Below are 26,265 nucleotides of genomic sequence, written 5' to 3'. Positions count from 1 at the left end.
TAAATGCCCTTTATGCCGAGCTTCACCGAGGAAAACTATCTGAAAGCCATTTACAAGCTAGCCGAAGCCTCGCCAGGTTCCGAGGTTAGCACCAATGGCATTGCGGAGGCGCTGCAAACGCGGGCGGCCTCCGTAACAGATATGTTGCGTCGGCTCGGGGAAAAAGGACTGTTGCATTACCAACGGTACCGTGGCGTATCGCTCACGCCCGAAGGCCGGCAATTGGCTTTGCTCACCATCCGCAAGCATCGGCTGTGGGAAGTTTTCCTGGTGCAGAAGCTAGGCTTTAATTGGGACGAGGTGCACGACGTAGCCGAACAGATGGAGCACATCCACTCACCGCTGCTCGTTCGTCGCCTCGACGAGTTCCTTGGCTTCCCCCGCCTCGATCCGCACGGCGACCCTATCCCGACGGAAGATGGTGCCGTGCTACGTCCCCGAAACCGTCTCGTCGCTGACCTTGCCCCCGGCGACCATGGCCGTCTTATGGCCGTAAAAAACACTTCGCCCGCTTTCCTGCAGTACCTCGACAAGGTTGGCTTGAAGCTAGGATCTGATATTGAAGTACTGGATAAAATAGAGTTTGACAACTCCTTAGAAATCAAAATAAACAGTACGACAATTCTTATGCTTTCTCCTGAGGTTGGGCGGAATTTATTTGTAGCCGATCAGGCATAGATTCCGCTTCTTGCCCTGCCAACTGGTGCTGATTCCTAGACAGAACCTACAAGCAAATACGACCCGTAAGACAGTTCTATAGTCTCGAGCATTATACTCTCGTAGAGCCTAGCACTGCCCGACCCGGCTACCTTGCGTACCTTTGCGGCCCATACTACTATCCCGTCTGTGGCTGCTCTTCCCCCCGCACTTTCCGATACTATTGTTGCCCTCTCGACGCCCCCCGGCGCGGGTGCCATTGCCCTGGTCCGTCTTTCGGGCCGGGAGGCAATTAGCTTGGTGGCCGCTGCTTTCACCGGCAAACGCTTAATTGATCAGCCTAGCCACACGCTTCACTTTGGCACCATCCGCGACGAAGGCCGCATCCTCGACGAGGTGGTGGTATCTTTGTTCCGGGCTCCGAACTCCTACACCCGCGAAGACGTGGTTGAAATCAGCTGCCACGGCTCCGACTACATCGTGCAGCAGTTGCTGCTGCTTTTCACGCGCCGCGGGGCCCGGCTGGCCGAAGCCGGGGAGTTCACAAAGCGTGCATTTCTGAACGGCTCCTTCGACCTAGCGCAAGCCGAAGCCGTAGCCGACCTGATTGCCGCCGATTCCCAACTTTCGCACCAAGTGGCCATGCAGCAAATGCGGGGTGGATTCTCGCGCGAGTTGAAAGACCTACGGGCCCGACTTGTACAGTTTGCCGCCTTGCTGGAATTGGAGCTCGACTTTGGCGAGGAAGACGTTGAGTTTGCTGACCGCACCGGATTGCTGGCGCTGCTGGAGGAAGTTCGGACGTTGGTGCGCCGTTTATTGCGCTCCTTCGAGTTGGGCAACGTCATCAAAAACGGCGTCACCACGGTAATTGCCGGACGACCCAACGCCGGCAAAAGCACCCTCCTCAATGCACTTCTCAACGAGGAGCGCGCCATTGTTTCCAGCGTGGCCGGCACCACCCGCGACATGATCGAAGACGAAGTGAGCCTCGACGGTATCCGCTTCCGCTTCGTGGATACGGCTGGACTGCGCGACACTACCGACGTAGTAGAATCTATAGGAGTAGAGCGCACGTTGCAGCGAGTAAAGCAAGCAGCCCTGGTTATATATCTGTTTGATTTAACGGAAACTAGCCCCACTGAGCTTCAAGCGGAAATTGAAGTACTCAATCTTCCTGCCGCCACCCCTGTACTATCAGTTGGCAACAAGCTCGATGTAGCCTCCGACGACCAGCTTACCGTCTTCCGCACTCGCCCTGACACGGTCCTAATTGCCGCTAGCCGCGGCGACGGCCTCGACGAACTCCGCCATCTCTTGCTAACTCAGGTACGCAACGAAGGCCTCGACCGGACCGGCAGCAGCACCATCGTCACGAACCTGCGCCACGCCCGCAGCCTCGATGCCGCGGCTCAGGCATTGGATGCCGTGTTGGCGGGACTTACCGCAGGAACTGGCACCGAACTTCTCGCTGCCGACTTGCGCCAGGCCTTGGCTGCCCTAGGTGAGATAACCGGCGAAATATCCTCCGACGATTTATTGACCAGCATCTTCACTCAGTTCTGCATCGGCAAGTAGTATTAGACCAAGGTCCGACATGTAGTAAACCTCCAGTTGATAACCCTTCCTGAGTTTGTAGCTATCCTACCGGTGCTGCTCATACACATTGGGAGGTATAGCTTGCTGTAATAGCGCAACTTCAGCACCCATCAATGAGGGCGTGGCAGCTATGTGCAAGGCATCCGCGAGATGCTGTTCCGTACGTACACCTAATACAGCGGAGGTTACAGCCGGGTGATGCAGTACAAAGAGGGCAGCTACTTCCGCCGCTGTGCGTTGACTTATATCGGCCACTTGTTGTACCGCGACTGCCGCTTGAGCTACCTCTTGTTCTGCATAGTTCAGGTAGCTTTTGGCTGCCTTACCTGCTAAGAGCCCCTGCGCAAAACTGCCCCGGGCCAATACCGCTATGTTCTGCTCTTGTAGCAAATCCAGGCAGCTTTCCTCGGGCCGTCGGTCGAGTAGGCTGTACTGCATCATCACGCTGGCAATATGGGAGCGTTGCACGTATTCGCGAATCACGTTGGGGCGAATAGAAGAAATACCGTAGGCCCGGATTTTACCTTGCTGCTTCAGCAGTTCAAAGGCTTCGATGATGTCATCAATAGGGTCGTCGAGGGTGCCACCGTGTAGTTGGTACAAGTCAATGTAGTCGGTTTCGAGGCGCCGGAGGCTGTGCTCTACTGCTTGCCGCAAATACTCCTTGGAAGGCACCCAATCCCAGCCGCTACCGTCTGGCCGCCACGCATTACCGACTTTTGTGGCAATAATTACCTCTTGGCGGCGCCCTTTGAATGCTTTCCCAACGGTTACCTCGTTTTCACCTTTCTGATATAAGTCTGCGGTGTCAAAAAGCGTAATTCCCTGATCTAGCGCTTGGTGCAGCAGCGTATGGTTAGCTGCATGATCAGAGCCGAGGGACATACAGCCGAAGCTAATTTCGCTGACCTGCAGGTCGGTTTTTCCGAGTGCGTTGTACTTCATGAAAACTACAGTTGATAGCTAGTAGCTTCATACTCCCTTAGAAAGTATTGAGTTCACTACCTAAGCGGAAATGGTCCGTTGTCATATCCAAAACCCAACCAATCAGCCTTCATCTACAATTGCTTTGACTGCTTAAAACCCGACTGCATGGTTTCTTGTTTGTTATGCCTCTAAAGAGGCTACTAGCTTGAAACAGCTCGTCCTTTAAGTCTAGTGCCTGCCTCAAATCGGTCGTTATTTAATGCTTCAACGCTTCTAGACGGTCTGCTTGACAGGCAAAAAGTTAAAGTCAGGTTAAGAAGCAGAATTCAACCGCGAATTTTCGCCGATTTATCACTGAAAAAGTGCGTAACACACTGCGTATTTTACCGGACTGTGTTTCTTTGCAGGTACTTTCTCATCTATCACAACATACCAGGGCGCATCGCAGTATAGAACTCGACTGGTTTTGCTACTTTCTGGCTTACCAGTTATTCTTTAGCTTAGCCCCTGAACCACCCTTCTACCCCTCTCCTATGGCAGAGTCTGCTGAGATTATCCTCGACGGGAAATCGTACACCTTGCCCGTTATCGAAGGCACAGAGCACGAAAAAGCATTCGACATCGGCAAGCTACGTGACCAGACGGGTTACGTAACCCTCGATTCGGGCTACAAAAACACCGGTGCAACCAAAAGCGCTATTACGTTCCTCGATGGCGAGGAAGGCATTTTGCGCTACCGGGGGTACCCCATCGAGCAGTTGGCCGAAAAGTCGTCTTTTCTGGAAGTAGCCTACCTACTCATCTATGGCACCTTGCCGACCAAGGCTGAGTTAGACGAGTTCAGCCTCCAAATCACCAAGCACACGCTGGTCCACGAGGATGTGCGTAAGATTTTTGATGGTTTCCCATCAGCGGCCCACCCTATGGGCATTCTGAGCAGCCTCATTTGCTCACTCACTGCGTTCTACCCCAAGAGCATTGACCCCGACCAGAGCGCCGAGGAAATAAATTTGAACATCCTGCGCTTGATGGCCAAAATCTCAACCATCGCTGCCTGGACGTACAAAAACTCGCAGGGCCACCCGCTCAACTACCCCCGCAACGACCTCGACTACACGTCGAACTTCCTGTACATGATGTTCAGCTTCCCAACCGAGAAGTATGAAATCAATCCGGTAGTCGTTAGCGCCCTCAACAAGCTGCTTATTCTGCACGCCGACCACGAGCAAAACTGCTCTACTTCCACCGTGCGCCTAGTAGGATCAGCCAATGCTAGCCTTTATGGTTCGGTTTCGGCCGGCATCAACGCTCTATGGGGTCCGCTGCACGGCGGCGCCAACCAAGAGGTGGTTGAGATGTTGGAAGCCATCCAGCGCGATGGTGGCGATACCAGCAAGTTTATTGCTAAGGCCAAAGACAAAAACGATTCTTTCCGTTTGATGGGCTTTGGTCACCGCGTATACAAGAACTTCGACCCACGTGCCAAGATCATCAAAAAGGCTGCCGACGAAGTACTATCCGCTCTTGGCATCAACGACCCGCTGTTGAAGATTGCCCAGGAGTTGGAGCAAGCCGCCCTGACCGACCCGTATTTCGTGGAGCGCAAGTTGTACCCGAACGTAGACTTCTATTCAGGCATCATCTACAAAGCAATTGGCATCCCTACGGAAATGTTTACGGTGATGTTTGCCTTGGGTCGCCTCCCCGGCTGGATTGCACAGTGGAAAGAAATGCGCGAAAACAAAGAGCCTATCGGCCGTCCTCGTCAAATCTACACTGGTGAGTTAGAGCGCGACTACGTAAGCATCGAGAACCGCTAGGATTGATTTACAGAGTCATTTGAACACAAAAAAGCCTGCTTCACTAATGAAGCAGGCTTTTTTGTGTTCAAGCTATATTACTTGCCTACGCTCATTGCCATCATATCGGCTTTAGACTGATTGTAGGCTACCATCTGGCGTGGGCCAAGGATGGCAGTTAAATCCCACTCGTAGTGAGACTGTAGCTCGGCTAGTTGCTGGTCAATAGCGGCGGCATCGCCTGCCGATTGAGTTTTGACGGCTTGCACGTCATTGAGTAGACGCAAATTCAACTGGCGCACTTTCACGTACTGGCCTTCGCTGAGTTGAATCTTCTTGGCTAATTGTTTCACCATCTGGGTGGCGCGAGCGTTTGGACTGGTTTGGTCGCCAGAGCCAGCTTCAGCTAATTGGCTGGTGCCAATCATTGCAGATAGGAGCAGGAAAGTAAAGATTTTTTTCATGATGGTTTTTTAGATGTGAAGTGGAACAGACTACAGGTGAGCTTTGGAAGAGTAGTGATAACCTACCTAAGCCTTGTACTAAATATACAACATTATTAAATTAAGTCAATATAATTTATAGATTTATTTTGATGCTATTCTAGGCAACCTTCAGATACTTATATACCGTATAACAAGGTTTGCAAATCCTCTTCAGGGTTTGTGTCTACCCATTGGCTTTCTACTGATCGAGATGTTACTTGAGTGTTATAGTAACTCTAGCAGAACGCTGTTCCAATAATCCTGCTAGAGCTACTGCTACTCAGTTACGTGTTAATATCTGCCGCTAATGAAGCCGTCTTTCGCTGGCCTATCAATTAGCTCCTTTTACTAGTGAGGTGCACTTAGCGCCGTCATGCTGTTGCGGGCCTGGTTGAACATAGCTAATTGCGCTGGGCGCATAATGGAAGTAAGTTCTAACTCGTAGCGAGCCTGCGCTACAGCAAGCCGCTCGTCGAGAATAGCTGGCTCCGATGCAAACCGGTTCCTGATGTCTTCCATTTCAGTGAGCATTCGAATGTTAAGAGTTTTCACTCTCAGATACTGGCCCTCATCAAGGCGAGCTTTCTGAACCTGGATGCGTGTGAGCGCTGTAGCACGTGTAACAATAGTAGATTCTTTATCGCCACTAGCGTAAACGGTAGCACCCAAAGCCAGGATAATACCGGTAAAGAGAAAAGCTTTTTTCATGGATAATGAATTGGGGAAAGTGAAAAAGTGTGCTAAAAAGGGCCTTCTAACGCTGCTCTCAACAAAGACAGCCAATACCTGCTGAATACAATTTTGAGTGGCCCAAATATAGAGTATTATTTAAACATGCAAGGAATATTTATAACTATTCTAATCTAAAGCTTTCGTTGAATAATACTGTTATGCTCATTGCCAGTATCTTAATAGTCTTATCATAAAGGAATACTACCAAACAAAAAAAGCCCGACAACTTGAGTTGTCGGACTTGTATGGTGCGTTGAACTTGCTTTTTGATTGTACTTCTAAAGAATTCGCAGTTCGATTCGGCGATTTTGTTGCCGGTGGCTCTCGGAATCATTAGCGACTAAGGGCTTATTTTCACCGTAGCCTTTAAAGCGTAGTCGTTCCGCTTTCACCCCTTGACTAACTAAGTAGCTGTACACCGATTTAGCTCGGTTCTGAGACAAGGCTAGGTTATCATCATCTGACCCTACATCATCGGTGTGGCCGCTAACCTCCACTTGTACATCCGGGTATTGCTTCATGAATCCAACTAGCCGGTTAAGCTCAGTACGTGACTTTGGCTTCAACTCGTACTGCTTGGTATCAAAAAATAGGTTGTTCAATACTATGCTGCGGCCTGCTCGCACAGGCTCTAGGTAGATATCAAGCGTAAGCGGGTCGAAATTCTTTTTGTCTGAGTAATCGAAGCTCAAACTCTTCATGAGGTATTTGTCGGCCGCGGCGTACATGGCATACTGACGGCCCTCATTCAATACCACGGTGTAGTCCCCATTTTCGGCATCGGAACTAACATATTGGGTCAGCTCATCGGTATTCAGATCGTAGAGCTGTACGTCAGCCTTAATGGGCTTCTTGGTGAAAGCATCGAAAACTCGACCTTGCGTATAGGTACTGGTTTCACGGGGACGAATCTGTTCGGGTACCTCAAAGCCGAATAATTCAACTGGCCTTTCCCGCTCAGTCCGAACCCCTGATTCGGCGGCCCGGGAGCGGGAGCAAAAGCCCCGACGGTTGTCTGAAGTAATGAATAGCGAGGCTTCGTTTTCGTGTGTGTTAAGCGGGTATCCGAGGTTTATGGGCTCACTCCAGCGTCCGGCAGCCTGTTGTTCGCACCGGAATACATCCAGCCCCCCCATGCCTACCAACCCATCAGTTACGTAGTAGAGCGTGGTGCTACTAGCGTGAATAAATGGGGCCATGTCCTTGCCGGCTGTGTTGACGGGTTGCCCGAGGTTGCGGGCTGGAGTCCAGTTGCCATCGGCATCAAGAGTGGTTACGTAAATATCTTCCTGGCCTTGTCCGCCCCGACGGGTAGAGGTAAAGTACAGCGTCCGACCATCGGCGGAAAGCGTGGGCTGCGAATCCCATTCCGGCGAATTAACCGTGCGCCCCAGATTCAATGGCTTACTCCAGTTGTTACCAGTGCGCCGCGAGATATACAAATCGCAGTTCCCTACTGAATTGGGCCGGTCACAGGACGCAAAAACCAAGGTTTTGCCGTCGCCAGAAATAGCGCCCGCTCCCTCATTGTAAGGTGTATTGATGAATGGCGAGATGGACACCGGGTCACCGGTGCTGCCGTCCTTGTTCATGCGGGAAATAAACAAGTCTTCGCCGCTGTCAGCTGCGGGCCGACCTGTGAAGAGCAAAAAGCGGTTGTCGGCAGTAAGCGCGGGGAAGTACTGAAACCGGAACGTATTAAGAGGAGCGCCTAGCCGTTCAGGCTGCACACCAATAGGTGCGGCCATGGCTTTGGCGGCAAATTCGCAGTTCAACAATTGGCGCTGTGCCCGGGCAGCATTGCGTTGGCCTTTCGGGCCGCTTTTCAGCACCCGTTTGTAGCTTTCAGCAGCAATCTCGTACTCGCCAAAGCTCATAGCTAGCTCGCCAAGCGTATAGTAGTCGGTTGCCCGACCAGGATCCATCGGAAGTTTGGCTAGCCCGTCGCGGTAAGCTTCAAATGCCGGCCGGTTCTCACCCATTGCTTTAAGCAATGAACCACGCAGCACATGCGGCTCACCCAGCGACGGAAACTTCTGATTGAGCACCGTTAAGGTCTCAATAGCTTTATCGAAGTTGCGGTCTTTTACTTGGGACTGCGCTTTGTCCCATAGGCTACGTGCCTTGGTATTAGAACTAGCCAACGTAGCCTGTGCTGCCGCACTAAGTGGCAGCAGCAACGCGCAAGCCAACAGTAGCGGCACGGATAACAATCGGCGCATAGAGCAGTAGCCTAAGGAATATCGAGGAACTTATGAGTCTGTAAGGATACTTGCCAACGCGGATTTGCCTTTACATAGTCTACTATAAGCGGCATCATTTGCGCAGACTTGCTCCATTCAGGCTGCAAGTACAGCCGACATTCGGGCCCTACTAAGGACGCGTGTTCCTCAGCCCACCGGAAATCTGATTTATTGAACACGATAATTTTGAGCTCGTGCGCTCGAGCCAGCACAGAAGGCAGTGGCGCCTTAAACTTCTTGGGCGAAACGCAGATCCAATCCCACTCACCGCTTATTGGGTAAGCGCCACTCGTCTCAATCCAGTTTTGGCAACCCGCCGCGTGCAAAGCCTGCGTCAAGGGCCCTAAATTATGCATAAGTGGCTCACCGCCCGTAATAACCACGTTACGACCAGCGTGGGCCGTAGCCGCAGCTACTATATCGGAGATAGATACGCGGGGGTGAGCATCCGCATCCCACGACTCTTTCACATCACACCACACGCATCCTACGTCGCACCCGCCCAAGCGGACGAAGTAAGCGGCGCGACCTGTGTTGTAGCCCTCCCCTGAATCGTATAAAACTGCTCCATTAAGGGCAGTGCGGAAGCTGGGGATTCAGGGGGAGTTGAAGCCGCCAACACAAGAGGAAGTTCGTGCAGCAAAGTAGGGTGTTCAAACAAGTAAAGCCAGGCTGTTGGCAGTTACTCCGAACGTAAAAATGCCCGATGTTCGTTCCCGCAACCCGACTCTAAAAGTAGTACAACGCCTTGAAATTCAAAAGCTGTGCTTGGTAATTATTGGATTCTAACGCGGATAAACATCGCCTTTACAAGCCTTTAAGGTGTTGAGTAATAACATGGCAATCGTCATAGGACCGACCCCACCCGGTACCGGCGTGATGTAGGACGTGAGTGGTGCCACGGCCGCAAAGTTCACGTCTCCTTTCAATGCCCAACCCGACTTACGAGTTGTGTCCTCTACCCGCGTAGTGCCTACGTCGATAACCACTGCACCGGGCTTCACCATGTCGGCCGTTACGAATTCCGGGCGGCCCAAAGCGGCCACTAAGATGTCAGCAGTCTTGGTGATGCTCGCTAAATCTCGGGTACGAGAATGACATAAAGTAACGGTGCAGTTACCTGGCTCTAAGTTCTTAGCAAGCAGTATGCTAACTGGTGTACCTACGATGTTACTACGCCCAATCACTACGCAGTGTTTGCCATCGGTAGGCAACTCGTAGCGCCGTAATAGCTCCACAATACCCGAGGGAGTAGCTGGCAGTAAGGCTGGCAAGCCAGCCACCATCCGGCCGATGTTCATGGGGTGAAAACCATCTACATCTTTCTCGGGCCGAATAGATTCAATCACCTTCTCCGAAGAGATATGGCGGGGTAGCGGCAGCTGCACAATGAAGCCATCAATGCTAGCATCTTGATTCAACTCTTCCACCTTAGCGAGCAGTTCCGCTTCGGTGATGTCGTCTTCGTAGCGCAGCAATGTACTCTCGAATCCAACTCGTTCGCAGGCTAGCACTTTGTTGCGAACGTACGTTTCAGAGCCGCCGTCGTGACCAACCAAGATGGCGGCCAAATGCGGTACTTTCTGTCCAGCCGCTTTAAGAGCTTCTACTTCGGCAGCAATTTCAACTTTGATGTCCTCGGCAGTCTGCTTGCCGTCGATGAGGCGGTAGGTAGTGGCTTCGGGTGCTGTGGTCATATGCGTATTAGCGTGGTTATTCCGGAAGATTAGTAGTGGCTTCGCGCGAACGGGCGTGTAACAAGATGGCCGCGTTGCCCAATGCTAAAATCTCTTTCTCCATTTCGGGCCAGTCATCCCGCCACCGGAACTTGCGCTCCTGTCCTTTGCGGATGTTTTCTAACTGGGTTTCGTTCGTACAGTTCTTGGTGAGTTCTTTAAGCATTTGTTGTAGAATTAATCATACCATGCTCTTTCAAGAAGTGTATGAAGTGAATGAAAAAAGTATTTGCAACGGGCACTAAAAAACGCGCCCGGTTGGGGGCGCGTTTTGTATTGTCAATCAATTTTAAGTACGGCCAAGAAAGCTTCTTGTGGTATTTCTACGGAGCCTACTTGGCGCATCCGCTTTTTACCTTCTTTCTGCTTTTCGAGCAGCTTACGCTTCCGGCTGATGTCGCCGCCGTAGCACTTGGCAATTACGTTTTTGCGCAACGCCTTCACAGTTTCACGGGCAATGATCTTCTGCCCAATGCTGGCCTGGATGGCAATTTCAAACATCTGACGAGGCAGCAGCTCGCGAAGCTTTTCGCAGAGGCGGCGGCCCCAATCGTAGCTCTTGGAGCGGTGTACAATGGCCGACAAGGCATCTACCTTCTCGCCGTTGAGCATGATATCAAGCTTCACCATGTCCGACTCGCGGAAACCAATCAGTTCGTAGTCGAGCGAAGCATAACCGCGGCTGATGGTTTTGAGCTTGTCGAAAAAATCGAACACGATTTCCGATAGGGGCAACTCGAAGCTCATTTCTACCCGCTCCGAAGTCAAATAGCTCTGGCCTTTGATGATGCCGCGCTTTTCCATGCAAAGCGTGATAATCGGGCCTACGTAGTCAGCGGCCGTGATAATCTGTGCTTTGATGTAGGGCTCCTCGATCAGCTTGATCATGTTCGGCTCCGGCATTTCCGACGGCGCGTTGATGGTCAGCATCTGATCTTTGGTGCCAATGGCATGGAATTGCACCGATGGCACGGTGGTGATTACCGTCATGCCGAACTCCCGCTCTAGACGCTCCTGCACAATTTCCATGTGCAGCATGCCTAGGAAGCCGCACCGGAAGCCGAAGCCTAGCGCTACGGAGGTTTCAGGTTCCCACACCAAGGATGCATCGTTGAGCTGAAGCTTTTCCATGCAAGAGCGCAACTCCTCGTACTCGGTGGTATCTACAGGATAGATGCCGGCAAATACCATTGGCTTCACGTCGGCAAAACCCTGGATAGCCTCTTTGGTCGGATTCACAACGTGCGTAATGGTATCACCCACTTTCACTTCGCGTGCTTCCTTGATGCCCGAAATAAGGTAGCCTACGTTGCCCGCTGCAATTTCGGGGCGAGGCTCCTGATTGAGGCCGAGAATGCCAATTTCGTCGGCGCCGTATTCCTTGCCGGTAGCCATAAAGCGCAGCTTGTCGCCTTTGCGCATGGTGCCGTTCTTGATGCGGAACAGAACCTCAATACCCCGGTAAGAATTAAAAACCGAGTCGAAAATCAGGGCTTGCAGTGGGGCTTCTGGGTCACCTTTCGGAGCTGGAACCCGCTCGACAATGGCGTTCAGAATATTTTCAATGCCAATGCCGGTTTTGCCGGAGGCATGAATGATGTCTTCAATGTCACAGCCGATAAGGTCCACGATTTCGTCGGACACTTCCTCGGGCATGGCGTGGGGCAAGTCAATCTTGTTGAGGACGGGGATAATTTCCAGGTCGGCGCCAATGGCTAGGTACAGGTTGGAAATTGTTTGGGCCTCGATGCCTTGGGAAGCGTCAACGATAAGCAGGGCACCTTCGCAGGCGGCAATACTACGGGATACTTCGTAACTAAAGTCAACGTGACCGGGAGTATCAATCAGGTTCAGCGTGTAGGTTTCGCCCTTGTAGGGAAACTGCATCTGAATGGCGTGGCTCTTGATGGTAATGCCCCGCTCCCGCTCCAGGTCCATGTTGTCGAGCAGCTGGGCTTGCATATCGCGCTTGGCCACCGTGCTGGTGAACTCCAACAGACGGTCAGCCAGCGTGCTTTTGCCGTGGTCAATATGAGCAATGATGCAGAAATTGCGAATGTTCTTCACTAGAGGCAGTTTTTTCTAACTGCGAAGGTACGCATAACGGGCTGGAAATGCTAGCTAGGCCGTACCGTTGACGCATTCTAATTCTGGTTTCAACACCTTATAGCATGTTGGGGGTACAGGCGGCCAGCGGTGGCGCGAAGCGTCACGATAGCACCAAAGATGGATATGCGGCTTGCTTCCAGAGACAATTCCTCAAAACATGCTTGGCGTAATAACGTTGTTGACGAGGTAATCTTCTCCCCTTAACTCCACAACCATCATGGGCATCACCCTCAAACAAGCACAAACCGCCGTACAGGCCGCACACGAAAAGGCCATCGAAATGGGCGTCAAGATGAATATTGCCGTAGTTGACTCCGGCGCTAATCTGGTGGCTTTCATCCGCATGGATGATGCGTGGCTAGGCTCGCTTGACATTTCCATCAAGAAAGCCAAGACGGCTCGGTTCTTTGATATGCCTACCGGCGCAATTGGTGGCCTTTCGCAACCAGGGGGCTCTCTCTACAACATAGAGCATTCCAATGGGGGCCTTATCACCTTCCCCGGAGGTATTCCTATCAAAAACAGCGAAGGGCAAATTTTTGGCGCTATTGGCGTATCGGGCAGCACTGTGGAAGATGACCATGCCGTAGCCGAAGCAGGTGTACGCGCTCTAGAGGGACAATAATCGCTTCACTGCGCAGTTTAGCGTAGATTTTAGAGCCAATCCAATCCTTAGCGTAAGTGGGGGTTGGATTGGCTCTAACCGTATACACTATTAGGAAGCCTAACCCCCATTTTGTAGCTAGGCAGCCATACCGCTAAGGATGCACCCTGCATATAGCGCTACCGTTCCGCTAGACTTTGCTAGGCATTCAGGAAGCTGAGCATTAACCCCTCAAGGGGCTGCGCGTACATACTGACGGGCCAAGGGGCCTCTTGCGTACGTACCTAAACCTCCCGCGCTCATGAGTATCGAACTGAATCCAGCCGCTGTGAAATTTGCCCAACGGCTTATCGAGGAAGGCAAGTTGAAAAACGATGAAGGCCATTGGGGACAACACAATCCCAATACCAAGGTTGAGAACGACTATCTAGATCAGCATGAAATTGCGGAGTACGGGCAGTGGCACCTTGGCTTGGATATGAGCAAAGGAGAAGACATTAAGGGCCGCTACCATTTCCCCTACGGTGACTTCCAGACCGTCCACCGCGACGGTTTGATTGCTGCTAAAGAACGAGCGGCTCAGCAAGGCTACAAGGATATAGAAAAAGCTGCGGACGAGCTACTGCAGCAATTAGAGAAACAGGTGGCTTCCTAGCGCCACCTACACGCCGGGCTTAAGTCCGGCGTTTTTGTTTACTGCTAAACTGAATTTTCTTGCTACAACTTCTTTCTACTTTTTATACCTTTCCAAGCTATTACGCAGTATCCAAGACAAGAGAGCTTATAGTAATATACTTATTCACCGTTGAACACTTTATATTCTTCGTCTCGACTTGTAGCGGCTTACCGGTTGCTTTTAGTCTTTCTGCTAAGCATCAGCGTTCATCTAGCGCAGGCCCAAACCAAGATACTCGAAGGGCAGGTGCTCAACTCACGCACAGGTGAACCAGTCCCCTTCGCCACGTTAGGTGTTCCGGGCCGAGGCCTTGGCACCGTTGCCGATGAACAAGGGCGCTACTTGTTGCGCCTCCCTCCTAGTTTAAGCGACACGCTTATTGTGTCGTGCGTCGGCTTTTCCTCGGCAGTTATATCCCCCACTGCGTTAGCTGCCGGGAAACGCGTATTTCAACTTGCCCCGCAAGAGCACGTGCTGAGTGAAATAAAAGTGGAGCATCGCCGCATGCGCCCTGCCCTGCTAGGCAATACCAAATCCAAGGGCGACATATTTTGGATGGGAGGCTCCAGCGGCAAAAGAACCGTAGACACCGAATGGGGCTGGGAATTTGGTGCGTTGCTGAAGCCAGTTAGGAAGACCTACTTAGAGGAGTTCCACATGTATTTGTCGGCCAACAACTATGAGTTGCTTCGGTTTCGGCTGAACCTGTATGCTGTAGAGCAGGGACGGCCGGGACGGGCACTGCTGTCGCAGGATATTCAATTGGTGTGCACCAAGCAGCAACAAGGCTGGCTTACCGTGGATTTGCGACCGTATGAGGTGCTATTGGAAGCACAGCCCGTCATGGCAACTGTGCAGTGGCTGCAAAGCGAAAAGACAGATCCAGAAGACAAATACTTCTCCATCCCTGTGATGCGCCAGTCACGGCAAATCATGGTTGAACGCGAGAACAGCCAAGCCGCCTGGACCGTTCACGACATGCAGCCGAGCCTGTACTTCACAGTCATGACGGAATAGCTCAGTGGTCAGCCGCTGCGTTTTTGCGTATCTTCCGGGTAGCTAATTCTTCTTGACTATGCGCCCTACTATCACCGAAGATGTTATTACACTGCGCAGCCCGGTGCTGGCGAATATGTCGGACGACGAATTTTTCGACTTCTGCCAATTGAATTCCGATCTGCGTATTGAGCGTACGGCCAACCACGAAATTCTACTTATGTCGCCTACTGGCAGCCGCTCTGGCAAACGGAATGCTCGCCTAGCTTTTCAATTGGGTAAATGGTGTGAACAGCACCCGAACTTAGGTGAATACTTTGACTCAAACACCGGCTTTACACTCCCCGACACGTCCGTGTTATCGCCGGACGCTTCTTGGGTTTCCGCCGAGAAGTGGAATGCGTTGACTACAGAGCAGCAGGATAAGTTTGCGCCAGTTTGCCCGGAGTTTGTAGTAGAATTGAAATCATCTTCAGATTCCACGAAAACGCTGCAAGCAAAAATGCTCGACTGGCTACGCAACGGCGTGCAGCTCGCATGGCTAGTAGTACCCGAGACGGAAACCGCCTACATCTACCGCCCCGGCCAGCCGGAACCAGAAGTAGTGCAAGGCTTTGACAATGAGCTATCCGGTGAAGACATATTGCCAGGATTTAGGCTGCGGCTGGCGGAGTTACGGTAATAATGCATTTGTATCAGCAAATTTTATGTTATCAAACTATCATGCGAATATGTCTTTCCCGAGCCCCACTGGCCGCTATGAGTTTTGTATTACCAGTTATCGTATTTGCTACATCAATGCTTTTTGGCTGTAAACCTATAACATCTGCTGGCATTGCTTTAGTCTGCATTAGTGCATCTTGGTTCGTTCATTGGGGCACTGAAGTAGATATTACACTAGGGCTTCAACGCACTTACTATACTGTAGTGGGATATTCATATGGCAATTGGAAGCCGCTGCCGCCCATTGCGGGAATTACACTCAAATACTTTTCTACTATTAGCTATAATGTGACGCCCTCATCTAGAACTAGTTGGGGCATCTGGAACGATGCAAAAAAACGCGACGAAGAAATCATCATAATGATGTCCGTTACCCAGTCCAGCACGGGTATTATAATCAAGACAGCGCCCTTATCTGAATTACAAGTGGCTCTAGAGTATGCCCAAGGTTTAGCTAAGCAATTAAATGTCCCCCTTAATACTTACCTACCAGCACACATTGCAGTAGAATAGCTCTGGTCAAGTCAAACAGCATATCTATAATCGACCCGCGTCAAATCCGCTCCTGCGCCCACCCGCCGGGGCTTTTTTCGTACCTTTGCTGCCCCAAATTCCACCCAATTCCCACCTGCTATGTCAGTAGCTCCCGTAGCTCCGTATAAGCCTTTAAACCACGTTCGTATCGTGACGGCGGCGGCCCTCTTTGATGGGCACGACGCCGCCATCAATATCATGCGCCGCATTATTCAGAGCAGCGGCGCCGAAGTTATTCACCTGGGCCACAACCGCTCGGTGCAGGAAATCGTGGATTGCGCCATTCAGGAAGATGCGCAGGCCATTGCCATTACCTCGTACCAAGGCGGCCACAACGAGTACTTCAAGTACATGTACGACCTACTCCAGGAGCGCGGCGCGGGTCACGTCAAGATTTTCGGTGGCGGCGGCGGCGTGATTCTGCCTTCCGAAATTGAGGAGTTGCAGCAGCACGGCATCACCCGCATCTACTCCCCTGACGATGGCCGGGCCATGGGCTTGCAAGGCATGATTAACGATTTGCTGGAGCGCTCCGACTTCCCAACCGGCCAAAACCTGAATGGCGAAGCCGGCCACGTAAAAGAGAAAGACGCCCGCAGCATAGGCCGCCTGATTTCGGCCGCCGAGAACTTTCCACAAGAGTTCGAGCGGGTGAAAGGCCAGCTGATTTCCGAGTTCCAGAAATCAGAAGGCGAGGCCGATCAGCGTATCGACTCCACTCCTACTGAAAACCAAAAGGCGCCTATCCTGGGCATCACCGGTACGGGCGGCGCGGGCAAATCGTCGTTGGTGGATGAGCTGGTGCGGCGCTTCCTGCTGGACTTCCCTGAAAAAACCATTGCTATTATATCTGTTGACCCGAGCAAGCGCAAAACCGGCGGTGCCCTGCTCGGCGACCGTATTCGGATGAACGCCATCAACTCGCCGCGGGTGTACATGCGCAGCCTCGCTACGCGCCAGAGCAACCTCGCGCTGAGCAAGTACGTGCAGGACGCCGTGGATGTGGTGCGCGCTGCCGATTTCGACCTGATTATCCTGGAAACGTCCGGCATCGGCCAGTCCGACACCGAAATCATCGAGCATTCTGATGCCAGCCTCTATGTGATGACGCCTGAGTACGGCGCGGCCACGCAGCTAGAGAAAATTGACATGCTCGATTTCGCCGACGTTATTGCTCTCAACAAGTTCGACAAGCGCGGGGCGCTGGACGCGCTGCGCGACGTGCGCAAGCAGTACCAGCGCAACCACGGCCTCTGGGACAAGCCGCTGGACGACATGCCCGTTTTCGGCACCATCGCCTCGCAGTTCAACGACCCCGGCATGAACCGGCTGTACCGGGCGCTGCTCGCTACCGTAGAACAGAAAACCGGCGTGCCGTTCGCCTCGCAGCTCGCAACCACGAAGGAGGACTCCGAGAAGATTTACATCATTCCGCCGCACCGCACGCGGTACCTTTCCGAAATCACCGAAACCATCCATCAATATGACCAGTGGGTTGATAAACAATCGGCAGTGGCCCAGCAACTCTTTGGACTCCGAGAAGCCATCGGAGCCGTTGAAAGCCTCGGCGCAAACGCCACCAGTGGAGGATCTGGCGCTGGGGACGGCAGCCACGGAGTCGCACCAGCTGCACTCGTGGCCGGCCTGGAGAGCACCTTCGAAGAGGTCAAGCTTCGGCTGGACGGACAGAACTGGAAACTTCTGGAGACCTGGCCGCAAAAGGTAGCCGCCTACAAAGCGCCGGAGTTTGTGTTCAAGGTGCGCGACAAGGAAATCCGCATCCAGACGCATACTACTAGCCTTTCTAATCAGCAGATTCCGAAGGTAAGCCTCCCCCGCTACACCGCGTGGGGCGACTTGCTGCGTTGGCAGCTTCAGGAAAACGTGCCCGGCGAATTCCCTTACACCGCCGGCGTGTTCCCGTTCAAGCGCGAAGGCGAAGACCCGACCCGCATGTTTGCCGGTGAAGGCGGCCCCGAGCGTACCAACCGTCGCTTCCACTACGTATCGGCGGGCTTGCCGGCCAAGCGCCTGAGCACGGCCTTCGACTCGGTGACGCTCTACGGCGAGGACCCCGACCACCGGCCCGACATCTACGGCAAAATTGGAAACGCCGGCGTGAGCATCGCCTGCCTCGACGACGCCAAGAAGCTGTACTCCGGCTTCAACCTCGCCAACCCGAGCACATCGGTGTCGATGACCATCAACGGCCCCGCCGCGCAACTTGCGGCCTTCTTCATGAACGCCGCCATCGACCAGCAATGCGAGCTTTATATTAAGGAGCAGGGTCTGGAAGCGGAAGTTGACGCCAAGATCAACCAGCTGTACCAGGAGAAGGGCTTGGTGCGCCCGAGCTACCAAGGCGAGCTACCGGCTGGCAACGACGGCCTCGGTCTGATGCTGCTCGGCGTAACCGGCGACCAGGTGCTGCCCGCCGACGTGTACGCTACCATCAAGGCGCGCACGCTCAGCCAGGTGCGCGGCACCGTGCAGGCCGACATTCTGAAGGAAGACCAGGCGCAGAACACCTGCATCTTCTCTACCGAGTTTGCCTTGCGCCTGATGGGCGACGTGCAGGAATACTTCATCAAGGAGAAGGTCCGCAACTTCTACTCGGTGTCGATTTCGGGCTACCACATTGCTGAGGCCGGCGCCAATCCGCTCACGCAGTTGGCCCTCACGCTCAGCAACGGCTTCACGTTTGTGGAGTACTACGTGAGCCGGGGCATGGACGTGAACGACTTCGCGCCCAACCTGTCGTTCTTCTTCTCCAACGGCATCGACCCGGAGTACGCGGTAATTGGCCGCGTGGCGCGCCGCATCTGGGCCAAGGCCATGAAGCTGAAGTACGGTGCGAACGCCCGCTCGCAGATGTTGAAGTACCACATCCAGACCAGCGGCCGGAGCCTACACGCCCAGGAAATCGACTTCAACGATATCCGCACCACGTTGCAGGCCCTCTATGCTATCTACGACAACTGCAACTCCCTGCACACCAACGCCTACGACGAGGCCATCACCACGCCCACCGAGGAATCGGTGCGCCGGGCCATGGCCATCCAGCTCATCATCAACCGAGAACTAGGCTTGGCCAAAAACGAAAATCCGCTGCAAGGTTCCTTCATCATCGAGGAGCTAACCGACCTGGTGGAAGAAGCCGTGCTGATGGAATTTGACCGTATCACGGAGCGTGGCGGCGTGCTCGGGGCCATGGAGACCATGTACCAGCGCGGCAAGATTCAGGAGGAAAGCATGCACTACGAGATGCTGAAACACACCGGCGAGTACCCCATCATCGGTGTGAACACCTTCCTCTCCTCGAAAGGGTCGCCCACGGTCATTCCGGCCGAAGTAATCCGCGCCACAGAAGAGGAAAAGCAGTATCAGATTACGATGCTCCAGAACCTGCACGCCCGCAACCAAGGCACCGCCGAGCAGCGCCTGAAGCAGCTGCAACAAATAGCCATTGCCAACGGCAACCTCTTCGAGGAACTCATGGAAACCGTGAAATTCTGCTCCCTCGGCCAGATTACGAATGCCTTATTCGAAGTCGGGGGCCAGTACAGAAGGAATATGTAATATTCCACAAATAAACCCTAAAATCGCACTGACTTGACAAGTCAGTGCGATTTTTCGATTAAACTTAAAGCATATTCATAATTTTATAAAAGAGCTGATTAGAGTATATAAAGTCTGCGAAGCAAAACTATTCAAAGACACATTCTTACCCTTATGTAGATCTTTGCGCGTTTCCTCTCCCAAGAATGTAACCCGATATACCAGCTAAAATAGCAGCCAACTCACTACTTTGCAATATATTAAGTATACCAAACAACACAACTGCTATGATCAGTACAAAAAGTGTAACAAATTGCAACCCGTTGTCCGATAATAAGTGTTTAGAAAGTTCTTTTTCGGCATTATAATTAATAACAAAAAAGAACATAAGGAGCACCAAAGCAATTAAAGCAGTAAAATATAAACTAATAGTCGTTCTAAATTCTTGCTGCTTATATTCAGGTGCAAGAGTTGTATCTATCTGCTTTCTACAATCATCTATATCTTGTTCAACAACACGAATATTAGCATCCACAATGCCGGCCTTTTTAATATTATTTTTTACATCGTCCGAGAACATATTTATATCATCTATTTTTTGCTTAATCTGTGCAATACTCAAATAAACTACTCTTTTATTTAATTGCTTAAATTCATCAAATGGGTACCAATCTAGCCGGAATCCATTAGTTACTCTACTAATGTCAACCAAAATACTATCATTTCTACTTTTACTACGAACAGAATCAGACTCTATTAATGCTCTCAAGTTGTCTGTAATTCCTAAGTAAGAGTTTAAAAGAGAAGGGTTATCACGATGTAAATAATCTGAGGCACTACGTAATCTTCTTAAAAGACCTTCTTTCTCACTTAAAAAATTACGAAGATTTTTGAAATTCTTTTTCTCATCTTCTGTCTTAAATTTGATCCCAAATTCGGCCGATACAGTATCAATTTGATATTCAATAGGAAGTACAAAAACAGGGTTGTTAGCATCTATATTCTGAGCTAATGCTAATATTTTACACCAAAAAATACAGATAATCAAAATTAATTTTTTCATTTTTGCATCAAATTAAATGTACTAAAGTTTTTTAGTCTAACATCTATAGAAAGAGCGCTTATTATATAAATATAAATTTTTTGCAGTATAATTCCATCAGTGCTAGCACTGAATAATGTGTCGAGGCTTGGACTATTTAGCGCAGCGTAATTCGCGTCCAGCCATACCTCTGAATTCAAGCCTCTCCTGCCGCACGAGCGGCAAGCTGGAACCTCGCCACTTGGACAATCCGGGCGGCGCGCTTGTTTTCGGGTGGGAACCGAACATCTACATCTAGGAACTCATCAACTGCGTAGAGTAACCCATATCCCGATGGATTTACCTGCTAATAATTTGGAAAATGAGTCTACTCACAGTGTTTTTGGTGCTGACCGCCTACTTATCGCCTCAGCAGCAAACTGACGCACTGATTCAGGCTCCCGATACGAGCATAGTGTACACCAAGCGGCGCATTGTGCTACCCGAGGTACCGCAGCGTGGCCGCATCCTCGACCGCCACGACTCGGTATTAGTAGCTACCCGTCTGCAATACCTGTTGAAGCTGCCACGCCGCCCGCCACTCGACACCTTGGCGCTAGGCCAGCTGCTCGGCTGGGGGCCCACGACCATGCGGAAGCGCATTGCCGATGCCCTGCCATATGAAGAAGCCCCGGCGGGCTATCCGGTCCAACTCCGCCTTACGGCCGCCGAAGCGGCGCGGGTACGCCGTAAAAGCCGCGAATGGCCTGACCTTACCCTGACGGAAGGCCGCCAGCGTACCTACACTACTAGCGTGGGCGCTCATGTGCTGGGCTACATGGGCGCCGAGGCCGAGGCCTTCTACAACCAAGCCAAGCGCTACCGCCGCGGCCGTTTCTACCAGCTGCGTAACGGTGGCATCGAGGGGTACTACAACGGCATACTCAACGGGCGCCGGGGTATTCTACATCCCTTGGTGGATGAGCAAGGCCAGACACAGGGTAGTTGGGCACCCGACACCGCCTTTCAGCAAGGTCAGGACCTGCACCTGACCCTTGATGTGAAACTACAGGCGTACACCGAACAACTCCTAGGCCGCCGCAAGGGCTACCTAGTAGCCCTCGACCCGCGCACTGGCGAAATCCTAGCCTACGTGTCGGCCCCTATCTACAAGCCCGCTACCATTACGGCCCCCGATCTGGCCGGGGTGCGCGCCAAGCTATTGCAACAGGAAGGCATGCCGCTACTCAACCGGCCGGCGATGCGCGCCAACCCGCCTGGCTCGGTGTTTAAGCTAATAAACGCTGCGGTGGCCTTGCAACTAGGTTCTATCAGCCCCACCACCGGTTTCCGTTGCGACCAGAAGCTGGTGAACTGCGTGCATCGCCACCCTGCGCCCAACAACCTAACCGCCGGGCTGAAGTACAGCTGCAACCCCTACTTCTATCAGGTACTGGGGAAAGTCATCAACTACGTGCCCGATAGTCTGGTGCAGGATACCGTAGCTGCCCGCCACGCCAACCTAGCCCAGTGGCGCCGCTACGTCCGCTCGTTTGGTCTGGACTCGGTGCTGGGGGTGGACATACCACGCGAGGCGCCTGGTTTCCTGCCCACCCCTGAATATTACGACAAGGCCCGGGGCACTACCAGCTGGCGGTACCGCTCTATCTACTCGCTCAGCATTGGGCAGGGCGAAATCAACCTGACGGGCCTACAAATGGCCAACATGGCCGCCATCATTGCCAATCGGGGTTGGTATTACCCACCTCACCTGGTAAGCAGCATCGGCACGGGAGGACCACTGCCGCAGTTTACCGAAAAGCGCTATACCCTTATCGATAGTGTGCACTTTGCGGCGTTAGTACCCGGCATGGTAGCCGTGATGCAGCGCGGCGGCACCGCCGATGCCTCTAGCCTGGAAGATGTAGGCATTACGATAGCTGGCAAAACCGGCACCGTAGAAAACGACGAGGGCGACGACCACGCCGCCTTCGTCGGCTTCGCTCCAGCCGACAACCCCCAGATTGCTGTAGCAGTGTACATTGAGAATGGGGGCTTTGGGGCTGATGCCGCCGCGCCTTGTGCTGCACTGGTTATGGAGAAGTACCTGCGCGGCAGCATCGCGCCAAAGCGCAAACGGTGGGAAGCGCGCATCCAGAATCGGGCCCGACACGGGTATTGATTAACGTTAGAATAGACCAGTCGTCGGGGTGGCACAGTTCAGACACTTGCCACTGAAACCAATTTGACGCGGAGGTTCCGTCTTCCCTCGTTGCCCTGATGGCAAGCCAGCGCCATACTAAGCAACACCAAAACCGGCTACCTTGGGGATTCAAGGTTTCAAAAAGGCCATCTGTTGCTGCTCCTGTAACGTTGGTTCGACCCTTTGGCGTGGTGATCTAAACACAATTAGTGGCGAGCATCATGATTGGGTCCGGCAAATCTTACACCTAATTTAGATCTTGAGCGCGAATCATCTACTTATATGTTATATGCTCACTGATACCTTACGCCTACTCTTCCGACGTGACCTGAACCGAGTGAAGCAGGAGCTTGCGTTATATAACGATGAGGAAAAGATCTGGCACATTGAAAAAGGCATAGCCAATTCTGCGGGCAATCTGTCCCTGCATTTAATTGGCAATCTTAACACCTATATCGGAGCCGAGTTGGGCGGCATACCCTACGTTCGGCACCGCGAGCTGGAGTTTTCGCTGAAGAACGTGGCTCGTCAGGAGTTGCTGGAGAAGCTGGATGAAACCACTAGCATCGTGGATGTATCGCTGAGCAAGGTGGGTTTAGAAGTGATGGCGCAGGAATATCCTATTCTGGTTTTCGAGAACAAGACATCGACAGAGTATTTCCTGGTTCATCTGGCGGCTCATCTAACGTATCACTTGGGCCAGATCAATTATCATAGACGCTTGCTCGACTCCGTACAGCCTTAAGTAAGGTTACTCCACTGGCATACATAGGTAGCACGTGCTTGCCGGTGAACAAGGTCAGCTATTTGAATTGAGTTACACAGGTGGAAGCGTTTCAAGTCAAGTTCAATTGGCGACAAGGCTAGTTGGTCGAAAAGCACCGGATCGGCGCCCGACAATTGTCTAGCTTTACTTCATGCGTACGGCTTTCAATAGGTGGGGAAAGAGTCTACTACTCGTGTTTTTAGTGCTAGCGGCCTGCTCATCACCCGACCAGCAGACCGGCGTACCAACGCAGGACCCCAGCACGGGCGAAGTTTACACTCGGCGCCGCGTTGTGGTGAACGACTCGCTGATCCGGGGCCGGGTGCTCGACCGGCACGACTCGGTGCTGGTAGACACCCGTCTGCAATACCTACTGAAGCTGCCGCGCCGGGCCCCTCTCGACACGCTGGCACTAGGTGAGCTATTAGGTTGGGACTCCCTGACCGTCCGCCAACGCATTGCCGATGCCCTCCCCTACGAAGAAGCGCCGGCCGGTTTTCCGGTCCAGCTTAGCCTTACCGCGGCCGAGGCCAAACGGGTGCGCCGAGACAGTGCCGACTGGCCTAACCTACTCCTGACCGAACGCAAGCGGCGGGTCTACACCACCAGTGCGGGCGCCCCCGTGCTGGGCTACATGGGTGCCGAGGCGCAGGCATTCTACCGTCAGGCCAAGCGCTACCGGCGGGGCCGCTTCTATCGGCTGCGCAGCGGCGGCGTCGAAACCTACTATAACGGTCTGCTAACCGGACGCCACGGCTACTTACACCCCTTGGTAGATGCGAAAGGCAAAGAGCATGGCACTTGGGCGAAGGATACCACTTTTCAGCAAGGCCAAGACCTGCACCTAACAATCGACGTGAAGCTGCAGGCCTACGCCGAAAAGCTACTGGGCAACCGCAAGGGCTACCTGGTAGCTTTGGACCCGCGCACCGGCGAAATTCTGTGCTCGGTATCGGCGCCCGTCTATGATCCAGCGGCCATCACCGCGCCCGATCAGGCTGGGGTGCGCGCCAAGCTGCTGCAAAGCGAAGAGATGCCGCTGCTGAACCGACCGGCCATGCTGGCCAATCCACCCGGCTCTGTGTTTAAGCTGGTGAATGCCGCCGTGGCATTGCAGTTGGGCGCCATCAGCCCTACTACCGCATTCAACTGCGACCAGTCGCTGGTCAGTTGCGTGCACAGCCACCGGCCGGCTAAAAGCCTGACTTTGGGTTTGAAGTACAGCTGCAACCCCTACTTCTACCAGGTGATGCAGAGTCTTATCACCCGCATGCCCGACAGTCTGGCCGCAGATACGGTAGCCGTGCGGCATGCCAATTTGGACCTCTGGCGTCGCTACGTCCGCTCGTTCGGTCTGGACTCGGTGCTAGGCGCGGATATGCCGCGCGAGGCTCCTGGCTTTCTGCCGACTGCGGCGTACTACGACAAAGCCCGCCACACCACCCGCTGGACATACCGTTCCATTTACTCGCTGAGCATTGGGCAGGGCGAAATCAACCTGACGGGCCTGCAAATGGCCAATATGGCCGCCATCATCGCCAACCGCGGCTGGTACTACCCGCCGCACCTGGTGCGTAGCGTTGGGAAGGGTGGGCCGCTGCCGCGCTTCACCGAAAAGCACCGCACCCTTATCGACAGCGTCCACTTTGCAGCGTTAGTACCCGGCATGGTGGCCGTGATGCAGCGCGGCGGCACCGCCGACGCCTCTAGCCTCTCCGATGTGGGCATTACGGTAGCTGGCAAAACCGGCACCGTAGAAAACGACGAAGGCGACGACCATGCTGCTTTCGTTGGTTTCGCCCCGGCTACCAACCCGAAGATAGCCGTGGCGGTGTACCTCGAAAATGCTGGTTTTGGAGCTACAGCTGCCGCTCCTTGCGCCGTCATGGTGATGGAGAAGTACCTACGCGGCAGCATTGCTCCCAAACGCAAGCGCTGGGAAAAACGCATCCAGCGCCGTGCCCAAGCTGGCTACTAGGCGCTACCTCTGGCGTAGGTTACACTGCACCAAACCTATAGCTAGTTTTCGGGTGGTGAACGTGCCTCCGCTGTTGCACCGAGTAGCTCGCCTTTTTCGCTAACTAGCGGACATGAAACACAACCTATCCTTCTTTCCCGCAATGATGGGCATGCTTCTGCTTGGGAGCTGCGCCGAAAACAAAACGCCCGATGCCTCGGCCGCGAATGCTACCGCGGCTAATACAAGCGCCGCTGCGGAGGACACCGCCCGCGTGAGTGGTAAACCGTGCGATATCAAGCTGGCCAACATTCACTTCACCAAAGCTGTCAACGGGGCCGATACCTTGACGAAAGTGGATGACAAGGGTAGAATGGCGTTTCGGGTCGGCGAGAAGAAGGACTTTTTCTGCGACCCTAATGATAATAAACTGTCGAACAACACGGCTCCCATCCTGCTGGCCAAAGTAGATAATACCAAGCCCTTCACGTTGGTGTCGAAAGTTATCCCTGGCTTCACCGAAAAGGGCCTATACAATGCCGGGGTGCTCTATATCTACGTGAACGATAGACGCTGGCAAAAGCACTGCTTCGAGCAGGATGAGCGCGGCAACCACCGGATTGTCTCGGTGCGCACCATCGGCACGTCCGACGACAACAACCATGACGTGGTGAAGTCTCCATCGGCGTACATGAAAATCTCGTCGGACACGCGCACAGTGGCCAGCTACTATTCGCTCGATAACAAGACCTGGCAACTGGTCCGGCTCTATAAGAATGACTACCCCGCCGAAATCTGGATGGGCCTGAGTGCGCAGTGCCCTGTTGATACGGGCACCGTGAGTTATTTCGAGGAGGTTAGCCTAACGCAAAACAGCGTGACCGATTTCCGCCTAGGCAATTAGCCTACAAGTTGTCAGTGCAGGTCTTAAGGTCGGGCT

The 26,265-nt window shown here is 53.0% G+C and carries 21 protein-coding genes and 1 pseudogene; 13 read left to right on the top strand and 9 right to left on the bottom strand.

What is annotated here, in order from left to right; all coding sequences use genetic code 11:
* The first annotated feature begins 12 nt into the window (after positions 1-12).
* Together MUN86_RS10715 and mnmE are read left to right on the top strand one after the other, a co-directional pair.
* Positions 13-678, top strand: a complete 666-nt coding sequence (locus MUN86_RS10715) for a metal-dependent transcriptional regulator (protein WP_245125710.1) — start codon at positions 13-15, stop codon at positions 676-678.
* 168 nt (positions 679-846) lie between these two features.
* On the top strand, positions 847-2,235 hold the full coding sequence (mnmE, locus tag MUN86_RS10710; protein ID WP_245125170.1) for a tRNA uridine-5-carboxymethylaminomethyl(34) synthesis GTPase MnmE: 1,389 nt from the start codon (positions 847-849) through the stop codon (positions 2,233-2,235).
* 66 nt (positions 2,236-2,301) lie between these two features.
* Here mnmE and MUN86_RS10705 read toward each other — a convergent pair whose 3' ends face one another.
* On the bottom strand, positions 2,302-3,201 hold the full coding sequence (locus MUN86_RS10705) for an aldo/keto reductase (RefSeq protein ID WP_245125167.1): 900 nt from the start codon (positions 3,199-3,201) through the stop codon (positions 2,302-2,304).
* A 515-nt stretch (positions 3,202-3,716) separates the two neighbouring features.
* On the opposite strand from MUN86_RS10705, the gene MUN86_RS10700 reads away from it, so the two are divergent.
* Positions 3,717-5,003, top strand: coding sequence for a citrate synthase (locus tag MUN86_RS10700; protein WP_245125165.1), 1,287 nt, complete (start codon positions 3,717-3,719; stop codon positions 5,001-5,003).
* Between the two features lie 77 nt (positions 5,004-5,080).
* Here the strand turns inward: MUN86_RS10700 and MUN86_RS10695 are convergent, their stop codons facing one another.
* From MUN86_RS10695 to lepA, 7 genes and pseudogenes are all read right to left on the bottom strand, one after another.
* The gene (locus MUN86_RS10695; RefSeq protein ID WP_245125162.1) at positions 5,081-5,446 is read right to left on the bottom strand and encodes a DUF4890 domain-containing protein; all 366 of its coding nucleotides are present in this window, start codon (positions 5,444-5,446) and stop codon (positions 5,081-5,083) included.
* 369 nt (positions 5,447-5,815) lie between these two features.
* The gene (locus tag MUN86_RS10690; protein ID WP_245125160.1) at positions 5,816-6,175 is read right to left on the bottom strand and encodes a hypothetical protein; all 360 of its coding nucleotides are present in this window, start codon (positions 6,173-6,175) and stop codon (positions 5,816-5,818) included.
* 302 nt (positions 6,176-6,477) lie between these two features.
* Positions 6,478-8,421, bottom strand: a complete 1,944-nt coding sequence (locus MUN86_RS10685) for an OmpA family protein (protein ID WP_245125157.1) — start codon at positions 8,419-8,421, stop codon at positions 6,478-6,480.
* An 11-nt stretch (positions 8,422-8,432) separates the two neighbouring features.
* Positions 8,433-9,013 (bottom strand): annotated as a pseudogene (locus tag MUN86_RS10680) (7-carboxy-7-deazaguanine synthase QueE).
* Positions 9,014-9,227: 214 nt separating this feature from the next.
* Positions 9,228-10,139, bottom strand: a complete 912-nt coding sequence (locus tag MUN86_RS10675) for a bifunctional 5,10-methylenetetrahydrofolate dehydrogenase/5,10-methenyltetrahydrofolate cyclohydrolase (RefSeq protein ID WP_245125154.1) — start codon at positions 10,137-10,139, stop codon at positions 9,228-9,230.
* A gap of 16 nt (positions 10,140-10,155) precedes the next feature.
* Positions 10,156-10,344 carry a hypothetical protein gene (locus MUN86_RS10670; RefSeq protein ID WP_245125151.1) on the bottom strand — a complete coding sequence of 63 codons (189 nt, stop codon included), beginning with the start codon at positions 10,342-10,344 and terminating at the stop codon, positions 10,156-10,158.
* A gap of 113 nt (positions 10,345-10,457) precedes the next feature.
* Entirely contained in the window at positions 10,458-12,245 is a 1,788-nt protein-coding gene (gene lepA, locus MUN86_RS10665) for a translation elongation factor 4 (RefSeq protein WP_245125149.1), read from the bottom strand.
* Positions 12,246-12,504: 259 nt separating this feature from the next.
* Between lepA and MUN86_RS10660 the strand changes: the two genes are divergently transcribed.
* From MUN86_RS10660 to MUN86_RS10635, 6 genes are all read left to right on the top strand, one after another.
* Positions 12,505-12,912, top strand: a complete 408-nt coding sequence (locus tag MUN86_RS10660; protein ID WP_245125145.1) for a GlcG/HbpS family heme-binding protein — start codon at positions 12,505-12,507, stop codon at positions 12,910-12,912.
* A gap of 280 nt (positions 12,913-13,192) precedes the next feature.
* Entirely contained in the window at positions 13,193-13,546 is a 354-nt protein-coding gene (locus MUN86_RS10655; RefSeq protein ID WP_245125143.1) for a hypothetical protein, read from the top strand.
* A 195-nt stretch (positions 13,547-13,741) separates the two neighbouring features.
* Entirely contained in the window at positions 13,742-14,584 is an 843-nt protein-coding gene (locus MUN86_RS10650) for a carboxypeptidase-like regulatory domain-containing protein (RefSeq protein ID WP_245125140.1), read from the top strand.
* Between the two features lie 58 nt (positions 14,585-14,642).
* Positions 14,643-15,245 (top strand): Uma2 family endonuclease, encoded by a 603-nt coding sequence (locus MUN86_RS10645; RefSeq protein ID WP_245125137.1) that lies wholly within the window; start codon positions 14,643-14,645, stop codon positions 15,243-15,245.
* 77 nt (positions 15,246-15,322) lie between these two features.
* Positions 15,323-15,799 carry a hypothetical protein gene (locus tag MUN86_RS10640; protein ID WP_245125134.1) on the top strand — a complete coding sequence of 159 codons (477 nt, stop codon included), beginning with the start codon at positions 15,323-15,325 and terminating at the stop codon, positions 15,797-15,799.
* Positions 15,800-15,919: 120 nt separating this feature from the next.
* The gene (locus tag MUN86_RS10635; RefSeq protein WP_245125131.1) at positions 15,920-19,399 is read left to right on the top strand and encodes a methylmalonyl-CoA mutase family protein; all 3,480 of its coding nucleotides are present in this window, start codon (positions 15,920-15,922) and stop codon (positions 19,397-19,399) included.
* A gap of 151 nt (positions 19,400-19,550) precedes the next feature.
* Here the strand turns inward: MUN86_RS10635 and MUN86_RS10630 are convergent, their stop codons facing one another.
* On the bottom strand, positions 19,551-20,441 hold the full coding sequence (locus MUN86_RS10630; RefSeq protein WP_245125129.1) for a hypothetical protein: 891 nt from the start codon (positions 20,439-20,441) through the stop codon (positions 19,551-19,553).
* 340 nt (positions 20,442-20,781) lie between these two features.
* On the opposite strand from MUN86_RS10630, the gene MUN86_RS10625 reads away from it, so the two are divergent.
* The 4 genes from MUN86_RS10625 (at position 20,782) to MUN86_RS10610 (ending at position 26,229) form a co-directional block, all read left to right on the top strand.
* Entirely contained in the window at positions 20,782-22,581 is a 1,800-nt protein-coding gene (locus MUN86_RS10625; RefSeq protein ID WP_245125127.1) for a peptidoglycan D,D-transpeptidase FtsI family protein, read from the top strand.
* Between the two features lie 310 nt (positions 22,582-22,891).
* Positions 22,892-23,347, top strand: a complete 456-nt coding sequence (locus MUN86_RS10620; RefSeq protein WP_245125124.1) for a DUF1572 family protein — start codon at positions 22,892-22,894, stop codon at positions 23,345-23,347.
* Positions 23,348-23,561: 214 nt separating this feature from the next.
* Positions 23,562-25,346, top strand: a complete 1,785-nt coding sequence (locus MUN86_RS10615; protein WP_245125122.1) for a peptidoglycan D,D-transpeptidase FtsI family protein — start codon at positions 23,562-23,564, stop codon at positions 25,344-25,346.
* 112 nt (positions 25,347-25,458) lie between these two features.
* Positions 25,459-26,229, top strand: coding sequence for a DUF1349 domain-containing protein (locus tag MUN86_RS10610; RefSeq protein ID WP_245125119.1), 771 nt, complete (start codon positions 25,459-25,461; stop codon positions 26,227-26,229).
* The last annotated feature ends 36 nt before the right edge of the window (positions 26,230-26,265 follow it).

This window comes from Hymenobacter volaticus, assembly GCF_022921055.1.
Lineage (GTDB): Bacteria > Bacteroidota > Bacteroidia > Cytophagales > Hymenobacteraceae > Hymenobacter > Hymenobacter volaticus.
The sequence above is the reverse complement of the archived record's forward strand: the minus strand, read 5'-3'. Positions and strand labels throughout refer to the sequence as shown.

What these genes read in the sequence shown, in the direction of transcription:
- MUN86_RS10715 (WP_245125710.1), top strand. Translation starts at nt 13, where the DNA reads ATGCCGAGCTTCACCGAGGAAAACTATCTGAAAGCCATTTACAAGCTA.
- MUN86_RS10705 (WP_245125167.1), bottom strand. Translation starts at nt 3,201, where the DNA reads ATGAAGTACAACGCACTCGGAAAAACCGACCTGCAGGTCAGCGAAATT.
- MUN86_RS10700 (WP_245125165.1), top strand. Translation starts at nt 3,717, where the DNA reads ATGGCAGAGTCTGCTGAGATTATCCTCGACGGGAAATCGTACACCTTG.
- MUN86_RS10695 (WP_245125162.1), bottom strand. Translation starts at nt 5,446, where the DNA reads ATGAAAAAAATCTTTACTTTCCTGCTCCTATCTGCAATGATTGGCACC.
- MUN86_RS10690 (WP_245125160.1), bottom strand. Translation starts at nt 6,175, where the DNA reads ATGAAAAAAGCTTTTCTCTTTACCGGTATTATCCTGGCTTTGGGTGCT.
- MUN86_RS10685 (WP_245125157.1), bottom strand. Translation starts at nt 8,421, where the DNA reads ATGCGCCGATTGTTATCCGTGCCGCTACTGTTGGCTTGCGCGTTGCTG.
- MUN86_RS10675 (WP_245125154.1), bottom strand. Translation starts at nt 10,139, where the DNA reads ATGACCACAGCACCCGAAGCCACTACCTACCGCCTCATCGACGGCAAG.
- MUN86_RS10670 (WP_245125151.1), bottom strand. Translation starts at nt 10,344, where the DNA reads ATGCTTAAAGAACTCACCAAGAACTGTACGAACGAAACCCAGTTAGAA.
- MUN86_RS10660 (WP_245125145.1), top strand. Translation starts at nt 12,505, where the DNA reads ATGGGCATCACCCTCAAACAAGCACAAACCGCCGTACAGGCCGCACAC.
- MUN86_RS10655 (WP_245125143.1), top strand. Translation starts at nt 13,193, where the DNA reads ATGAGTATCGAACTGAATCCAGCCGCTGTGAAATTTGCCCAACGGCTT.
- MUN86_RS10645 (WP_245125137.1), top strand. Translation starts at nt 14,643, where the DNA reads ATGCGCCCTACTATCACCGAAGATGTTATTACACTGCGCAGCCCGGTG.
- MUN86_RS10640 (WP_245125134.1), top strand. Translation starts at nt 15,323, where the DNA reads ATGAGTTTTGTATTACCAGTTATCGTATTTGCTACATCAATGCTTTTT.
- MUN86_RS10635 (WP_245125131.1), top strand. Translation starts at nt 15,920, where the DNA reads ATGTCAGTAGCTCCCGTAGCTCCGTATAAGCCTTTAAACCACGTTCGT.
- MUN86_RS10630 (WP_245125129.1), bottom strand. Translation starts at nt 20,441, where the DNA reads ATGAAAAAATTAATTTTGATTATCTGTATTTTTTGGTGTAAAATATTA.
- MUN86_RS10625 (WP_245125127.1), top strand. Translation starts at nt 20,782, where the DNA reads ATGAGTCTACTCACAGTGTTTTTGGTGCTGACCGCCTACTTATCGCCT.
- MUN86_RS10620 (WP_245125124.1), top strand. Translation starts at nt 22,892, where the DNA reads ATGCTCACTGATACCTTACGCCTACTCTTCCGACGTGACCTGAACCGA.
- MUN86_RS10610 (WP_245125119.1), top strand. Translation starts at nt 25,459, where the DNA reads ATGAAACACAACCTATCCTTCTTTCCCGCAATGATGGGCATGCTTCTG.